This is a genomic window from Pusillimonas caeni, assembly GCF_003545815.1.
In the GTDB taxonomy this organism is placed as follows: domain Bacteria; phylum Pseudomonadota; class Gammaproteobacteria; order Burkholderiales; family Burkholderiaceae_B; genus Pusillimonas; species Pusillimonas caeni.
The window spans coordinates 1-15,727 of sequence record NZ_PDUW01000004.1; the positions used below are offsets into that span (position 1 = coordinate 1).

15 protein-coding genes are annotated in these 15,727 nt (G+C 64.5%); 2 read left to right on the forward strand and 13 right to left on the reverse strand.

All coding sequences use genetic code 11. The annotated features are described in order from the left end of the window. Nucleotides 1-823 precede the first annotated feature (823 nt). From CSC67_RS09850 to orn, 7 genes are read right to left on the reverse strand one after another with little or no spacing between them, the layout of a single operon-like run. Nucleotides 824-2,107, reverse strand: a complete 1,284-nt coding sequence (locus CSC67_RS09850) for an MFS transporter (protein WP_118994366.1) — start codon at nucleotides 2,105-2,107, stop codon at nucleotides 824-826. 10 nt (nucleotides 2,108-2,117) lie between these two features. After that, a complete protein-coding gene (gene pgsA, locus CSC67_RS09855) occupies nucleotides 2,118-2,708 on the reverse strand; it encodes a CDP-diacylglycerol--glycerol-3-phosphate 3-phosphatidyltransferase (protein ID WP_118994367.1) in 591 nt (196 codons plus the stop codon). 19 nt (nucleotides 2,709-2,727) lie between these two features. Then, nucleotides 2,728-4,554 (reverse strand): excinuclease ABC subunit UvrC, encoded by a 1,827-nt coding sequence (uvrC, locus tag CSC67_RS09860; RefSeq protein WP_118994368.1) that lies wholly within the window; start codon nucleotides 4,552-4,554, stop codon nucleotides 2,728-2,730. Further along, nucleotides 4,517-5,596 carry a beta-N-acetylhexosaminidase gene (nagZ, locus tag CSC67_RS09865; RefSeq protein WP_118994369.1) on the reverse strand — a complete coding sequence of 360 codons (1,080 nt, stop codon included), beginning with the start codon at nucleotides 5,594-5,596 and terminating at the stop codon, nucleotides 4,517-4,519. The genes uvrC and nagZ overlap by 38 nt, the downstream gene beginning before the upstream one ends. Then, nucleotides 5,580-6,029, reverse strand: coding sequence for a holo-ACP synthase (gene acpS / locus CSC67_RS09870; protein ID WP_118994370.1), 450 nt, complete (start codon nucleotides 6,027-6,029; stop codon nucleotides 5,580-5,582). Before acpS ends, nagZ begins: the two co-directional genes overlap by 17 nt. A gap of 6 nt (nucleotides 6,030-6,035) precedes the next feature. Continuing rightward, on the reverse strand, nucleotides 6,036-6,824 hold the full coding sequence (gene paaG / locus CSC67_RS09875) for a 2-(1,2-epoxy-1,2-dihydrophenyl)acetyl-CoA isomerase PaaG (protein WP_118994371.1): 789 nt from the start codon (nucleotides 6,822-6,824) through the stop codon (nucleotides 6,036-6,038). Continuing rightward, nucleotides 6,821-7,366: an oligoribonuclease gene (gene orn / locus CSC67_RS09880; RefSeq protein WP_118994372.1), complete on the reverse strand. Its 546-nt coding sequence runs from the start codon at nucleotides 7,364-7,366 to the stop codon at nucleotides 6,821-6,823. The genes paaG and orn overlap by 4 nt, the downstream gene beginning before the upstream one ends. A gap of 47 nt (nucleotides 7,367-7,413) precedes the next feature. Here orn and CSC67_RS09885 point away from each other — a divergent pair, with 47 nt between their 5' ends. Next, nucleotides 7,414-8,661, forward strand: a complete 1,248-nt coding sequence (locus CSC67_RS09885; protein WP_118994373.1) for a M48 family metallopeptidase — start codon at nucleotides 7,414-7,416, stop codon at nucleotides 8,659-8,661. Continuing rightward, the gene (gene rsgA / locus CSC67_RS09890) at nucleotides 8,651-9,568 is read left to right on the forward strand and encodes a ribosome small subunit-dependent GTPase A (protein WP_118994374.1); all 918 of its coding nucleotides are present in this window, start codon (nucleotides 8,651-8,653) and stop codon (nucleotides 9,566-9,568) included. The genes CSC67_RS09885 and rsgA overlap by 11 nt, the downstream gene beginning before the upstream one ends. Before the next feature lie 198 nt (nucleotides 9,569-9,766). Here rsgA and CSC67_RS09895 read toward each other — a convergent pair whose 3' ends face one another. From CSC67_RS09895 to CSC67_RS09920, 6 genes are all read right to left on the reverse strand, one after another. Next, nucleotides 9,767-10,525, reverse strand: a complete 759-nt coding sequence (locus CSC67_RS09895; RefSeq protein WP_118994375.1) for an NUDIX hydrolase — start codon at nucleotides 10,523-10,525, stop codon at nucleotides 9,767-9,769. A 112-nt stretch (nucleotides 10,526-10,637) separates the two neighbouring features. Then, nucleotides 10,638-11,024, reverse strand: coding sequence for a 50S ribosomal protein L19 (gene rplS / locus CSC67_RS09900; protein WP_118994376.1), 387 nt, complete (start codon nucleotides 11,022-11,024; stop codon nucleotides 10,638-10,640). Between the two features lie 99 nt (nucleotides 11,025-11,123). Beyond that, the gene (locus CSC67_RS09905) at nucleotides 11,124-11,342 is read right to left on the reverse strand and encodes a hypothetical protein (RefSeq protein ID WP_118994377.1); all 219 of its coding nucleotides are present in this window, start codon (nucleotides 11,340-11,342) and stop codon (nucleotides 11,124-11,126) included. 679 nt (nucleotides 11,343-12,021) lie between these two features. Next, on the reverse strand, nucleotides 12,022-12,663 hold the full coding sequence (locus CSC67_RS09910; RefSeq protein ID WP_118994378.1) for a peroxiredoxin: 642 nt from the start codon (nucleotides 12,661-12,663) through the stop codon (nucleotides 12,022-12,024). Between the two features lie 224 nt (nucleotides 12,664-12,887). Continuing rightward, nucleotides 12,888-14,726, reverse strand: a complete 1,839-nt coding sequence (locus tag CSC67_RS09915) for an acyl-CoA dehydrogenase (protein ID WP_118994379.1) — start codon at nucleotides 14,724-14,726, stop codon at nucleotides 12,888-12,890. A gap of 69 nt (nucleotides 14,727-14,795) precedes the next feature. Further along, nucleotides 14,796-15,725: an electron transfer flavoprotein subunit alpha/FixB family protein gene (locus tag CSC67_RS09920; RefSeq protein WP_118994380.1), complete on the reverse strand. Its 930-nt coding sequence runs from the start codon at nucleotides 15,723-15,725 to the stop codon at nucleotides 14,796-14,798. Nucleotides 15,726-15,727: the final 2 nt, after the last annotated feature.

Consider the following 15,727-nt stretch of genomic DNA (forward strand, 5'->3'; position numbering starts at 1 on the left):
GCGAGATACGTGAAGACATAAACGGCTCAACGGCCGGGCAGGAAACCTGAGCTTAAGAAAAGCGCATCGACGCTGATTGAGTTCTTAGGCTTGCCCGGCGCGGCTCTCATCATGGAGCGGGGATGGAACCCCAACTGACTCCGGATAGATTCAAGCAAGCCTAATTTACGTCAACACCGTCACGCTTGCAAAATGCGGGCTGACCATAGATTCTTAAACGCCGCCGGGGCTGAAAGTACTGTGGCCAGGCGGTCGGGCGGTCCGAGGCAGCGCCCTCCAACGCCTGGCCGCAGTACTTTCAGCCCCAGCGGCTTATGTTAGGGCAAGCCATACACGCCGGCGTTCTTCTGTGATTGAGTCGGGAATATTGGCATCCCACGAATATCAGTTCTGGCCAGTCCATGGCAAGCCGAAAATCCGAGTTCTCACTACATTCGCAACAGTCCCCCTCGAGCTTCTCGCCGTGACCAGCCGCTACTGCAAGCCGTCGCGGGCGGGGCCATTTAGCCCGGGCGTTGGAGGGCGCTGCCTCGGACCGCCCGGCCTAAATGGCCCCGCCCGCGGCGGCGCTTTAGAACCCAGAACGCACGCTGGACACAATCTCCAACAATGCTAAAGAACCCAATCAAAAGCCCCAATAAAGCCTAAAGACGCTGCCCTGCCGTCAGCGCTTTTGTACTAAAAGCCAGCCATACGAAGCTGCCGAACACGAAGGGCGAGAATGCTTGCAGCGACAGACAGCGAATAAAAAACCCATCCCGAGAACCTTCCCGGGATGGGCGTATCGAAGACGCAAAGCAGGTCGCTGCCCGCGTGCAGTTTTCTAACCCGCCACAGTCTGAACACCGGTACGGGCATTGACCGAGCGGGCCACCATCATCGCCAGCCCCGAGGCAGCCACGAAGGCGACGGCGGCGCCTATCCACGGCCCTTGGGTATGGCCCGCGTCCAGCATCAGACCGAAGCCCACCGGGCCCAGCGAAGCGCCCACGTCCATGCCCGAATACACCAGGCCGTATACGGTGCCGGTCGCCCCCTTGGGCGTGACGCGGCGAATGAGCATGTCGCGCGAGGGCGTGGACACCCCGGCGCAGAAACCGGCAAGGCCCACCACCACCATGGCCAGCGGCGAGATCAGCACACCCGAGGCCAGCAGCACCAGCAGCACGCCGGCGACGATCAGCGACATGGCCACCGTGCGCTCGGTGTTGGGCGTGGCGTTGACCAGGAAGCCGCCGGCGATCATGCCCAGCGCCGAAGCCAGCATGTAGGCCGACAGCGTGGTGCCCGCCATGACCTTGTCGATGCCGTAGACGTCGCCCAGCATCGGAATGGTGTAGTTCTGGACGGCGGACAGGGCGATGGAGGTGCAGGCGAAGAAGAAGAACGCGCCCCACAAGGCCGGCTGCACCAGCAGCGTGGCCAGGGTGCGGCCCACCGACTGCTGCGCGAGGTCGGGCGTCTCGCCCGCCTTGGGCTTGACCATCGAGCGCTCTTCGTTCCGTCCGGCGAGCAGGTCGCGGCCCACCCAGATCAGGAACAGCACCACGGCCACCAGGCCGGCCGCGCCGAAGGCCGCCACCCGCCAGTTGGCCAGGTGGATGAGCGTGGTCATGAACACCGGGGTCAGCGCCCAGCCCAGGTTGCCGGTAAAGCCGTGGGTGCTGAAGGCGTGCCCAAGCCGGCGCGAGCTGACGCGGTGGTTGATGATGGAAAAATCCACCGGATGAAAGACCGAGTTGCCGGCCCCGCCGATGACGGCCGCCAGCGCCAGCATGGCGTAATTGTTTGAAAGCCCGATCAGCACTCCGGAGACCACGAAGCAGGCCAGGCCGAACCGCAATACCGGCGTGGGGCCGATGCGGTCGACCACGAAGCCCGACGAGGCCTGGCCCAGGCTGGAAACGATGAAGAATATCGACGCAAGCAGGCCCAACTGCACGAAGTCGTAGCCGAATTCGGCGGCCAGCGGCAGGAACAAGGTGGGAAAGACGAGCTGGAAGAAGTGCGAGCAGGAATGCCCGGCGCCGATGAGACCGATGATTTTCCAGTCGCGGCGCTTGACGGCCGGCGTATCGGCGAATTGATCGAAAGTGGTTGCTACCATGATTGAATCTTTAATGCGGTTGAACGTCGCGGCCTGCCCGGTCGCGAATCTGGGGCATGGCGCGGCGCAGGTAGTAGCACATCGACCAGATGGTCAGCACGGCCGCCACGAAGATCAGCACGTGGCCTATCCATACGCTGGAAACCCCGAAAAGCTCTTGCCAGTACAGCAGGCACGGAATCGCCACCATTTGCGCGCCCGTCTTGAACTTGCCCAGCCAATGCACGGCCACGCTGCCGCTGGCGCCGATCTTGGCCATCCATTCGCGCAGCGCCGAGATGGTGATCTCGCGCCCGATGATGACCAGCGCAATCACCGCGTCGACCCGGTTCAGGTCGAGCAGGATGAGCAGCGCGGTGCACACCATGAGCTTGTCGGCCACCGGATCGAGGAAAGCGCCGAAAGATGAAGTCTGGTTCCAGCGCCGCGCCAGCCAGCCGTCGAACCAGTCGGTCAGGGCGGCGAAAATGAAGGCCAAAGCGGCAATCGTGTCGCGCGTGGGCGTCGGCAGCCAATCGTGGGGCACGTAGAACAGCGCCACGAGTAGCGGGATCATGGCGATACGCAGCCACGTCAGCACGATTGGAAAATTCAGGGGCATAGGGATAATACTACCATCGCTAACTCCGCAGCGCCTGATAGATTCGCTCGGCCAGTTCGTCCGAAATGCCTTCGACGGACCTCAGGTCGTCCACGCCGGCGGCCACCACGCCGGAGAATCCCCCGAAGCGGGCCAGCAGCTTCTGCCGCCGCCGCGCGCCGACACCCTCGATTTCTTCCAGCCGGGACACATTGCGCGTCTTGGCCCGACGCGCGCGCATGCCGGTGATGGCAAAACGGTGCGCTTCGTCGCGGATCTGCGCCACCAGCATCAGGGCGGCCGATTCGCCGCCCAGGGCCACCGGGCTGCGGCCGTCGGCAAAGACCAGGGTTTCCAGGCCCACCTTGCGCCCCTCCCCCTTGGCCACGCCGACGATGACGTGAATGTCGAGCCCGAATTCGGCGAACACTTGGCGCGCCACTTCGACCTGGCCCTTGCCTCCGTCGATCAGCACAATGGTGGGCAGCTCGGCCTCGCCGTCGGCGACGCGGCCGAAGCGGCGGGTAAGCACCTGGCGCATGGCGGCATAGTCATCGCCCGGCGTCACGCCCGCGATGTTGTATCGGCGATACAGTGACGGCTGCATGTCGTGATGCCGATACACCACGCAAGAGGCCTGGGTCGCCTCTCCGGCCGTGTGGCTGATGTCGAAGCATTCCACGTGCATGGCGTCCAGCGCCACCTCGTCGGTGTCCAGGTCCAGCGCTTCGGCCAGGGCCAGGGTGCGCGCCGAACGCGCGCTGGATTCGGTCAGCATGCGGGCCAGGGCCATCTCGGCATTCTTCTGCGCCTGCTCCAGCCAGGTGCGGCGCATGCCCTGCGGCCGGGTCAGCATGCGCGCCTTGACGCCCGTCTGCTCGGTAAGCAGCGCCAGCAGGCTCGGATCGGGCAGCTTGTGCGAACAGACCAGCAGCGGCGGCAGGCCGCCATCGACATAATGCTGCGCCACGAAGGCGGCCAGCACGTCGCCGGGCTCGTCGCCGTCGGCATGGGTGGGGAAGAAGGCCCGGTCGCCCAGATGCCGCCCGCCCCGCACCATGGCCAGGTTGACGCACACCCTTCCGCCCGCGGCCACCACGGCGATGATGTCGACGTCGTCGCTGCCCACCTGCTCCATCGTCTGCTGCTGCAGGACCCGGGCCAGGGCGCCCATCTGGTCGCGCAGCACCGCGGCGTGCTCGAAGTCCAGCTCGTCGGAAGCCTGCAGCATGCGCCGCTCGATGTCGTCCAGCACCTCTTTGGCATGCCCGTCCAGGAAACGGATGGCGCGCTCGACGTCGGCCTGGTAGTCGGCCGGGGAGATGAGCCCCACACAGGGCGCCGAACAGCGCGCGATCTGGTGCAGCAGACAGGGCCGCGAGCGATTGGCGTAGACGCTGTCCTCGCAGGTTCGCAGGCGGAACACCCTTTGCAGGATCTGTATGGTTTCACGCACCGCCCAGGCATTGGGATAAGGCCCGAAGTAGCGGCCTTTGCCGCTGGTGGCGCCACGATAGTAGGCGATGCGCGGCGCCTCGTGCCCGGTGATGTGCAGAAAGGGATACGACTTGTCGTCGCGAAACAGGATGTTGTAACGCGGCTGCAGGCGCTTGATGAGATTGTTTTCCAGCAGCAGCGCCTCGGCCTCCGAGCGCGTGACCGTGACCTCGACGCGCGCCACCCTGGCCACCATGTGGGCGATGCGCGGACTGGCCAGGTTCTTCTGGAAATACGACGCTACGCGCTTCTTGAGATTGCTGGCCTTGCCGACGTAAAGCACTTCGTCCTTGGCGTCGATGTGCCGGTACACGCCCGGCAGGGACGGAAGGTCAGCCAGGAACGATTTGAGATTGAAGCTGTCGGGCATACTGATAACGGGCGAGGCTCTGCAGGGTCTGCCAGTCGGGCGCAGGCTGGCGCGGCGTAAGGCGGCGGATGCGCTGCTGCGAGACCGCGGACGGCTCGTGCCGCAAGCGGGCCAGGAGATCGTCGGCCAGGTCGGGGCGGTTGCAAACCAGCACCATGTCGCAGCCCGCCGCCAGGGCGGCCTGCGCCCGCGCCAGGATGTCGCCGGCCACGCTGGCGCCCTCCATGGTCAGGTCGTCGGAAAACACCACGCCATCATAAGCCAGATTGTCGCGCAGCACGGTCTGTATCCAATAGCGCGAGAAGCCGGCCGGGTTCGCATCGACTTTCGGATAGATGACGTGGGCCGGCATGACCGAAGGCAGCACCATGTCGCCCAGCCAGCCGTAAGGCGCGGCGTCTTCCTGCATGATCTCTTCGAAGCTGCGCTCGTCGACGGGAATTTCGTGATGCGAGTCGGCCTGCACGAAGCCGTGTCCCGGAAAGTGCTTGCCGCAGGAGGCCATGCCGGCCAGCATCAGGCCCTGTATCAGGGCGCGTGCCAGCATGGCCACCACCTGCGGCTCGCGATGGAAGGCGCGGTTGCCGATGACCTGGCTCACGCCGTAGTCAAGATCGAGCACGGGCGTAAAGCTCAGGTCGACGCCGCAGGCGCGCAGTTCGGCGCCCAGCACATAGCCGGTTTCGGTGGCCAGGCGCATGGCCGCCAGCGAGTCGTCCATCCAGATCTCGCCGAAGGCCGACATGGGCGGCAGCGGCGTAAAGCCGTCGCTGCGAAAGCGCTGCACCCGCCCGCCCTCGTGATCGACGGCGATCAGCAGAGGTTCGTCGCGCGCGGCATGGATGTCGCGGCACAGGGCGGTGAGCTGTTCGCGGCTGCTGAAGTTGCGCGCGAACAGGATCACGCCGCCCACCAGGGGATGGCGCAGGCGCTGTTTTTCGTGCTCGGTCAGCGTCGCGCCCTCGACGTCGACCATGACCGGCCCCGGAGGCAGGCTGGCGGCGGAAGGATCGGCGTGGCGGGGGCTATGCGTGTTTGTCATGAAAGATGGAGTCCGTTTTGGGTAGCGGCTCGAGCACCACGAAAGCCATGGCGATGTCGCTTTCGTCGCTCAAGGAAATATGGGCCGCGCCATAGCGTGCGGCATACCAGTGCGCCAGGGCGCCGTCCAGCCGGACCACCGGCCTGCCCCCCGGCGCGTTCAGCGCCTGCATCAGGCGCCAGGACATGGGCGCATGCATGCCCAGGCCGATGGCCTTGGAAAATGCCTCTTTGGCCGCGAAGCGGGTGGCCAGATAGCGCATGCCCCGCTTGGGATCGCGCTGATGGCGCCGCTGGAAGACCGCGTACTCCTGGTCGCCCAATATGCGCCGGGCGAACTTCAAGCCCTGGCGCTCGAAGACCCCTCGCACGCGATCGACGCGGACGATGTCGGTGCCGATGCCCGCAATAGCGACGGAGGAAGGCAGGTTCATGATGGTTCAGCGGCCCTTGAAGACCGGACTGCGCTTGCCCAGGAAGGCCCGCACGCCCTCTTGGTAGTCTTCGCTGCGGCCCAGTTCGCGCATCAGGTCGCGCTCCAGATCGAGCTGCTGGGCCAGCGTGTTGCTCAGGCTCTCATTGAGCGCCTGCTTGGCGGCGGCCAGGCCCTTGGTGGGCGCGGTCGAGAAATGCACCGCCAATTCTTGCAGGCGCGCATCGAATTGCTCGTCGGGCACGCATTCCCAGATCAGGCCCCATTGCGCGGCTTTCTCGGCGCTGAGCTTGTCGCCCAGCATGGCCAGGCCCATGGCCCGCGCCGGCCCCACCAGGCGCGGCAAGGCATAGGTGCCGCCCGTGTCGGGCAAGAGGCCCAGCCGGCAGAAGGGCTGGATGAAGCTGGCCGAAGCGCGCGCGATGACGATGTCGCCGGCCAGGGCGAGGTTGGCGCCCGCCCCCGCCGCCACGCCGTTCACCCCCACCACCACGGGCATGGGCAGCGCGCGCAGGCGCTTGACCAGGGGTCCGTAGTATTTTTCGATACTGGCGCCCAGATCGACCGGCGGATCGCCCTCTTTCACCACCCGCTGGGAAAGGTCCTGGCCGGCGCAAAAGCCCCGGCCGCTGCCGGTCAGCACCAGCACGCGCGCGCCCTCCTGCTCGACCCGGCCCAGCGCGTCGGCGACCTCGGCGTGCATGTCGGCCGTGAAGCTGTTGAGCTTGTCGGGACGATTGAGCGTCAGGCGCGCCATGCCGCCCTGCAGCTCGAACAATATGTTTTCGTAGTTCATAGCTTGATGAAATGCTCGCGATAGTGCTTGAGCTCTTCGATGGATTCGTAGATGTCGGCCAGGGCTTCGTGGCGGCTTTGCTTGATGAAGCTTCTATACACTTCGGGCTTCCAGCGCAGGGCCAGTTCCTTGAGCGTGCTGACGTCGAGATTGCGATAATGGAAGAAGGCCTCGAGCTGCGGCATATACTTGACCAGGAAGCGCCGGTCTTGCCCCACCGTGTTGCCGCACAAGGGCGACTTGCCGGCCGGAACATGCTTGGACAGGAATTCCAGCAACTGGGTCTCAGCCTGCTCTTCGGTCAGAGTCGAGGCCTTGACCTTGTCGGTCAGGCCGCTTTTGCCGTGGGTGGACGTGTTCCATTTGTCCATGGCATTCAGCAGTTCGTCGCTTTGATGTATGACGAGCACCGGCCCTTCGGCCACGAAAGTCAGGTCGGGCTCCGTCACCACCACCGCCGCTTCGATGATGCGTTCTTTTTCGGGGTCGAGGCCCGTCATCTCGAGATCGAGCCACACCAGACGCTGTTCATTAACCGCCATATAATCCTTCCTTAAAAAAGCGATTTTCTCATACCTGCCGGCCGCTTATGTTTACCCTGTGGTTCATTGCCTTTTTATTCGCCGATCTGGCCATCCGCGCCTGGGTCGCTTCGCGCCAGATGCGCCACGTGCTGCGGCACCGCGACCGGGTTCCGGCCGAGTTCGCCGACCGCATCGGGCTGCGCAGCCACCAGCGTGCCGCCGACTATACCCTGGCCAAGGTCAGGCTGGGCATGATCGAGACTCTGGTCGAGGCCGCGCTGCTGGTGGCCTTGACCCTGCTGGGCGGCCTGCAGTGGCTCGACCTGCAATGGGGCCGGGCCATCGATTCCGAAATGTGGCGCCAGCTGGCCCTGATCGGCTCGGTGGTGGCCATCGTGGGGCTGGTGGGCCTGCCCTTTTCCATCTGGCGCAAGTTCGGGCTGGAAGCCCGCTTCGGCTTCAACCGCATGACGCCCCGCCTTTTCGCCATGGACCTGGCCAAGGCGCTGCTGCTCATGCTGATCCTGGGCGCACCCCTGGTGGCCGTGGTGCTGTGGGTCATGGGCAACGCGGGGCCGCAATGGATATGGTGGGCCTGGGCCGTGTGGGTGGTTTTCAATTTCCTGGTGATCTGGCTGTTTCCGACGGTGATCGCGCCGCTGTTCAACAAGTTCACGCCGCTGCAGGACAGCGACGTGGCCGAGCGGGTCAATGCCTTGGCGCAGCGCTGCGGTTTCACGCTCAACGGCCTGTTCGTCATGGACGGCTCCAAGCGCTCGGCGCATGGCAACGCCTACTTCACCGGCTTCGGCCGCAACCGCCGCATCGTGTTCTTCGATACCTTGCTGGCGCGCCTGAATCCGGGCGAAATAGAAGCGGTGCTGGCGCACGAACTGGGCCACTTCAAGCATCGCCACATCATCAAGCGCATGGCCATCAGTTTTGCCGTGGCCCTGGGCTTCCTCGCCCTGCTTGGCTGGCTGGCGCAGCAGGTGTGGTTCTACACCGGCCTGGGGGTCGTCCCCCAGCTGGGCCGCCCCAACGACGCGCTGGCGCTGATTCTCTTCTTTCTCGTCGCGCCGGTGTTCACCTTCTGGGTCACGCCGCTGGCCAGCTGGTTTTCGCGGCGCGACGAGTTCCAGGCCGACCGATACGCCGCCAGCCAGTCGTCGGCCGACGCCCTGGTATCGGCCCTGGTCAAGCTGTATGACGACAATGCCGCCACGCTGACGCCCGATCCGGTGCACTCGGCCTTCTACGACAGCCATCCGCCCGCCGCCTTGCGGATCCAGAAGCTGCGGCATGGCGCCTGATCCTTCCCTGCTTTCGGGGCGCATCGTCGCCGCCCACGGCCGCCACTACACAGTGGAGCTGGCCGGCGGCGGAACGCGGCAATGCTTTCCGCGCGGGAAAAAATCCGGTCCGGCGGTCGGCGACCAGGTGCTCATCCAGCCCCAGGGCGATTCCGAAGGCGTCATCGAACGCATCGAGCCGCGACGCAATCTGCTCTATCGTTCGGACGATATGCGCACCAAGCAGTTCGCCGCCAATGTCGACCAGTTGCTGCTGGTGGTGGCAGTGGAACCGGCCTTCTCGCCCGATCTGGTCGGCCGGGCGCTGGTGGCGGCGCACAGCGCGGACATCGCCCCGCTGATCATCCTGAACAAGGCCGATCTGGCCGAAGGGCTCGACAAGGCCGAAGAACGGGTCAGGAATCTGGCTTCGGCATACGAGCCGCCCATCCCGGTGATTCTGACCAATGCGCTGGACGCCGAAGCAACGGCCCAGGCCCTGCTGCCTCGTCTGCGCGGGCAGTGCAGCCTGTTGCTGGGCCAGAGCGGCATGGGCAAGTCCAGCCTGCTCAACGCCCTGGTGCCGCAGGCGCGGGCCGCGACGCAAGAGCACTCCATCGCCCTTGACGCCGGCCGGCACACTACGACCAGCACGCGCCTGTATCACCTGCCCGGGGGCGACGGCACGCTCATCGACTCTCCGGGCTTCCAGAATTTCGGGCTCTATCACCTGAGCCCCGGCGACATCGAACGCGGTTTCCCCGAGTTCGCGCGGCACGCCGCGCATTGCCGTTTCTACAATTGCAGCCATCGGCGCGAACCGGGCTGCGGTGTGCTGGCCGCCGTGCAGAACGGCGACATCCAGCCCGAGCGGCATGAACTGTATCTGCGCCTCCTGGCTGAAAACGAAGCCCAGACCAGGTATTGATGCGGAAGTTCTTTATTGTGTCCTTAAGCGCCGCCGAAGGCGGGAGGACTGGCGCCGGACGGTCGGGCGGTCGGAGGCAGCGCCCTCCAACGTCCGGCGCCAGTCCTCCCGCCTTCGGCGGCTCAGGTCGTGGCAAGCTAGACACGCCGGTGATCTTTTGTTTTCGTCTCCACTGCGCGGCGAACTGCGTCTTGCCTATCAGGACCCGATTACGCGGCTTTCGAGTTTGGCCTGGGCGGCCGACAGGAAATGGTAGAAATTGCGGATGAGGGCCGCCGTCGCTCCCCAGATGAAATAATCCTTCCAGGGCATGGAAAAATAAAAGCGATGCCCCCCGTCGGGCAGGTTGGCCCGATGCAGGAAGTGATGGGACGGGTCCATCAGAAAAGAAAGAGGCACTTCGAAGACCTCGGCCACCTCGGTCAGATCGGGCCGGATAGTAAAACCGGGCCGCACATAGCCGATGACGGGCTTCATGGTGAAGCGGGTCGAAGTGAGGAAACCGGGCTGGGTGCCCAGAAGCTGGATGTATTCGGGCGCGACGCCGATTTCTTCGCGGGTTTCGCGCAGCGCGGCGTCGACGGCATCGCGGTCGCTGACTTCGATGCGTCCGCCCGGAAAACAGATTTGGCCGGCATGGTCATACAGGTGGGACGCGCGTCGGGTGAACAGCAGATGCAGGCCTTCGGGGCGTTGCACCAGCGGGACGAATACCGCCGCCTGGACGATGTCGATGAGATCGAGGCTGTCGGCCTGGAAGCTTTCGGTGAATACGGGTTCTACTTGCCAGTCGACGGGGCTGCTGAAGGCTTCGCGAATGAAATCCAGCTGTATTGCCGCGTTGTTTAACGGCAACAAGATATCGGACAGCGGCACAATGGGCTGGGTTTGAGGGTCGAATCCCGGAACGATGACCGTACGCTTGCCGGTCCGGGAATGCGGTATGTTTCGCGCCATGGCTCCAAGCAATATTCTCTGCGTCGCCTTCAGTATGCCGCCCCGGTGGCAAAAAAACAAAGGCACCGCTCGGGTGCCTTTGCTGAACTGTGGTATGGGCGAAACAGCGCGATTAAGCTTCTGCTTTCTTGTCGGCCCGGCGAACCAGTTTCTCTTTGATGCGTGCAGATTTACCCGAACGGCTACGCAGGTAATAAAGTTTAGCACGACGCACATCGCCGCGGCGCTTGACTTCGATGGAAGCGATCTGCGGGGAATACAGTTGGAAGGTACGCTCGACGGCTTCGCCGGACGAGATCTTGCGTACGATGAACGAAGAGTTAAGGCCGCGATTGCGCTTGGCGATGACGACGCCTTCGTAGGCCTGAACACGCTTGCGCGTGCCTTCGACCACATTGACGTTGACGACTACGGTGTCGCCGGGGCCAAATTCGGGCTTGGCCTGGTCGCCGGTAAGGCGGCAGATTTCTTCTTGTTCAAGGGTTGCGATTAAGTCCACGATGGGCTCCTGGTTTCATCGAAAACGGCCGTGTTGTTTTTGTGTAGCCGCCAGAAGATGAGTTGAAAAACCAGCTATTGTACACCGTTTTGGAACTGCTTAGAAACCCCCTGCCACGCCCAGCCACATGAGACCGGGTATGGTGGCGCCCCAGATGGCCACCAGGCAGATGTCGGCCAGCATGGCGCCACGCGTGAGGCCGCGCTTTTTGGCGTCGCCGCGCGCGGCGGGACGACCGGCGGATTGCCGGCCACGGGTTTGACCGGGCTGCTGAACGGGGGGAAAGGGCCACTTGGCGGGAGTTTGCGGAGTATTCATGGTTCGTCTCGCTATGGATGCACAAGATTGCAAGGGCGTAATGCCACTGGTTTTAAAACCACTGTTTTTCTGAACAGTATGCAGTTTTTAGTACTGTACGAAACCACAGTTGTTTTTGCAAGCACTTTTTTCAGCCGGCGGCAAAGCGAGTTCGTCCGGCACTAACACGATCTGCTCTGCTGCCCCTGCTTTGTTCACTCGGCAGAAGCTCGGGATGCTCCGCCATTCGCCAGCATGCCTCTCCGGTTCGCGCATTCTCATGTATCGCTCCGGCTTACTGCTGTGCGTTACTTTGTCTTGTTGAGACGCTTGCTTCGGCTTGCTGCAATGCTTTGCTTCTTGGCTTGTCGCGACGCTTTTTCTGTGTCCTTAAAACGCCGCCGAAGGAGGCAGAGCCTGGGCCCGGCGGTCGGGCGGTCCGAGGCAGCGCCCTCCAACGCCCGGCCCAGGCTCTGCCTCCTCCGACGGCTCGGGTAGTGGCAAGCCAGAGAATCTCAGTATCGAAATGCCACTTTATGTGTGGACGGTGATTCAAGAAGCTTCCACATTCATTGCGAGCCGCCGAGTTCGACGTTCATCGCAAGCAGCCCAAAAGCAAAAAGCCCCGCCGAGGCCATCGCCTGGGCGGGGTTCAGCGGGCATGCCGGGCCGGTGGACCGGCCCGGGCGCTTCAACCGGTTTACTTGTTGGGCTGAGGCGTCGTGCGCAGATAGGGACGCACGACCGTGTAGCCCTTGGGAAACTTGGCCTTGAGTTCGGCTTCGTCCTTGATGGAGGGCACGATGATGCAGTCGTCGCCGTCTTGCCAGTTGACCGGTGTGGCCACGCTGTGGCTGTCGGTCAGCTGCAGGGAGTCGATCACGCGCAGGATCTCGTTGAAGTTGCGGCCCGTGCTGGCGGGATAGGTCAGGGTCAGGCGCACTTTCTTGTTGGGGTCGATGATGAACACCGAACGCACGGTCGCGGTATTGCTGGCGTTGGGGTGGATCATGTCGTACAGGTCGGACACCTTGCGGTCGGAATCGGCCAGAATGGGGAAGTTGACCGTGGTGCTCTGCGTGTCGTTGATGTCCTTGATCCAGTCTTTGTGCGACTGAGCATCGTCGACGGACACGGCGATGACCTTGACGTTGCGCTTGGCGAACTCGTCGGCCAGCTTGGCGGTGTAGCCGAGTTCGGTCGTGCACACAGGCGTGAAGTCGGCCGGATGCGAAAACAATACGCCCCAGCTATCGCCCAGGTAGTCGTAGAACTTGATGGGGCCGATGTCGGAGTCTTGTTCAAAATCGGGGGCGGTGTCGCCCAGACGCAAAGTAGCCATGGTGAGTCTCTTTTTGAATGGAGGAAAAAAAGCGTGGCCGCAGCGGAAGATACCCTGCCAGCCCGCACCGGATCATTGTGCCAGCTTCGTCGGCGGAATTTAAATACCGTGTGTATATAACGTTATAAGCTAAAGGAGGAGCAGCTTGCAACCGTCGATCAGCCGGCCCGCCGCGTCGATGCGTGATGCCGGCCGCGGACTGAGCCGCGCGGCCGCGATGCCGGTCAGCTCTCGACGCGATCGGCGTATCGGGAAGCCTCCACGCCGTCCCGGATGGACGAAAGATAGGCCGAAGCGCGAGGCAGAATCTGCGAAGCGTACATGACGCAGGCGGCAAGCTTCTTCGCGTAGAAAGGGTCGCCCGCCCCCTGCGAGCCGCCGCCCGCCTGGCCGAGTTTTTCGGTGCAGATCAGCGCCGAGCGCGCCATCTGCCAGCCCGCCAGGACGACGCCCGACATCATGAGATAAGGCACGCTGCCCAGGAAGGCCGCGCGCGGGGATGCCGACTGGTGCAGCATGTACTCGACCGCCTGCTTGTAGGCGTTCAGGGCGGATTCCATGTGCCGCGCGATGACCTCGAGGCCGTCCTGATCCGGCCCGTTGCCGGCGGCGGCAGCGCCCAGTTCGTCGAGCGTGGCGCGCATCTGCTCGAGCAAGGCGCGCGCCACCGCCCCGCCGTCGCGCCATGTCTTGCGTCCCAGCAGGTCGTTGGCCTGGATGGCCGTGGTGCCTTCGTAGATGGGCAGGATGCGGGCGTCGCGATAGTACTGCGCGGCGCCCGTCTCTTCGATATAGCCCATGCCGCCATGCACCTGCACCCCCAGCGACGCCGTTTCGACCGCGCTTTCGGTGCAAAAGCCCTTGACGATGGGAACGAGGTATTCATACAGGGCCTGCTGGCGGCCGCGTTCGTCGGCGTCGGCATGGTGGCGGGCCAGGTCGCGGGCCCTGGCCGCCATGGCGGTCAGGGTGCGCCCTCCGTCTGTCAAGGCCCGCATGGTCCAGAGCATGCGCTGCACGTCGGGATGGCGGTTGATGGGCACCGGAGCGCCGGAGGGGCGCTCGGGATCCTGGCCCTGCAGCCTTTCGGCGGCATAGGCCCAGGCCTGCTGGGCGGCGCGCTCGGCCACGGCGACGCCCTGCACGCCCACGGCGAAGCGGGCGGCGTTCATCATGACGAACATGTATTGCAGGCCGCGGTTGGCTTCGCCCACCAGGTAGCCGATGGCGCCCTCGCCCACCTCGCCCTTGCCCGAGCCATAAAGCATGACGGCCGTGGGGCTGGCATGGATGCCCAGCTTGTGCTCCAGCGAGGCGCAGTAGACGTCGTTGCGGGCGCCCAGCGAACCGTCGGCGGCCACGATGAACTTGGGCACGATGAAAAGGGAAATGCCTTTGACGCCGGGCGGCGCGTCAGGCAGGCGCGCCAGCACGAGATGCACGATGTTCTCGGCCATGTCGTGCTCGCCGAAGGTGATGAAGATTTTTTGTCCGAACAGGCGATGGCTGCCGTCCGGCTGGGGCTCGGCGCGCGTCTTCAGCAAGGCAAGGTCCGAACCGGCCTGCGGCTCGGTGAGGTTCATGGTGCCGGTCCAGCGGCCTTCGATCAACGCAGGAATATACAGCGCCTGCTGCGCCGCGCTGCCGACCGTGTCCAGCGCCTCGATGACGCCGTCGGTCAGCAATGGGCACAGGGAAAAAGACAGATTGGCCGCATTGAGGTTTTCGACCGCGGCCGTGCCGACCAGCTTGGGGAAGCCCTGTCCGCCGAGCTTGGCGTCGTGCTGCAGGCCCTGCCAGCCGCCCTGGGCGTATTGGCCGAAGGCTTGCCGAAAACCCGGCGAGGTTTCGACCATGCCGTCGAGCCAGCGTGCCGGGGACGCATCGCCCCCGGCATTGAGCGGCGCGATTTCAGACTGGACGAAGCGCGCGTTTTCTTCGAGCACCGCCTTGACGAGGTCGACGGACAAGCCTTCGAAACCCGGCAGGCCCAGCAGCGCCGGCAGATCGGACAATTCCTCGAGAACGAACTGATACTCCCGCAAGGGCGTGCTGTAGCCCATGATGCCCTCCGTCCGAAGACAGCTGCCGCGCGGCGACCGGCCATGCCGGCGCCGCGCGGCGGCCGCGCTTTACAGCGACTTGGTCAGTTCCGGCACGACCTGGAACAGATCGCCGACCAGACCGTAGTCGGCCACGCTGAAGATAGGGGCTTCGGCGTCTTTGTTGATGGCCACGATGACCTTGGAGTCTTTCATGCCGGCCAGGTGCTGGATGGCGCCCGAGATGCCCACGGCGATATAGAGCTGGGGTGCGACGATCTTGCCCGTCTGGCCGACCTGCCAGTCGTTGGGCGCGTAGCCGGCGTCCACCGCCGCGCGCGAAGCGCCCAGCGCCGCGCCCAGCTTGTCGGCCAGGGGCTCGAGCAGCTTGAAGTTGTCGGCGCTGCCCATGCCGCGTCCGCCCGACACCACCACCGCGGCGCCGGCCAGTTCGGGACGGTCGCTCTTAGCCACTTCGCGGCCCACGAAGGACGACAGCCCCGAATCAGCCACGGCGTCGACCGCTTCAACCGAAGCCTGGCCGCCTTCGGCCGCCACCGGGTCGAAAGCCGTCGTGCGCACGGTGATGACCTTGACCGCATCGGCGGACTGCACCGTGGCGATGGCGTTGCCGGCATAGATGGGACGCTGGAAGGTATCGGGCGATTCGACCGCGACGATGTCGGAAATTTGCGCGACGTCGAGCTTGGCGGCAACCCGCGGGGCGACGTTCTTGCCTTCGGCCGTGGCGGCGAAGACGATGTGGCCATAACCCTGAGCCACGGCCAGCACCTGCGCGGCCACGTTTTCGGCCAGGCTCTCGGCCAGCGCCGGGCCGTCGGCCAGCAGCACCTTGCCTACGCCGGCCAGCTTGGCGGCCTGGTCGGCAACGGCCTGCACGCCCTGGCCCATGACCAGCACGTGCACGTCGCCGCCGATTTTCTGGGCGGCCGCGACCGCGTTCAGTGTTGCGCCCCTGAGCTGGGCCTTGTCGTGTTCTGCGATGACGAGTATCGACATGA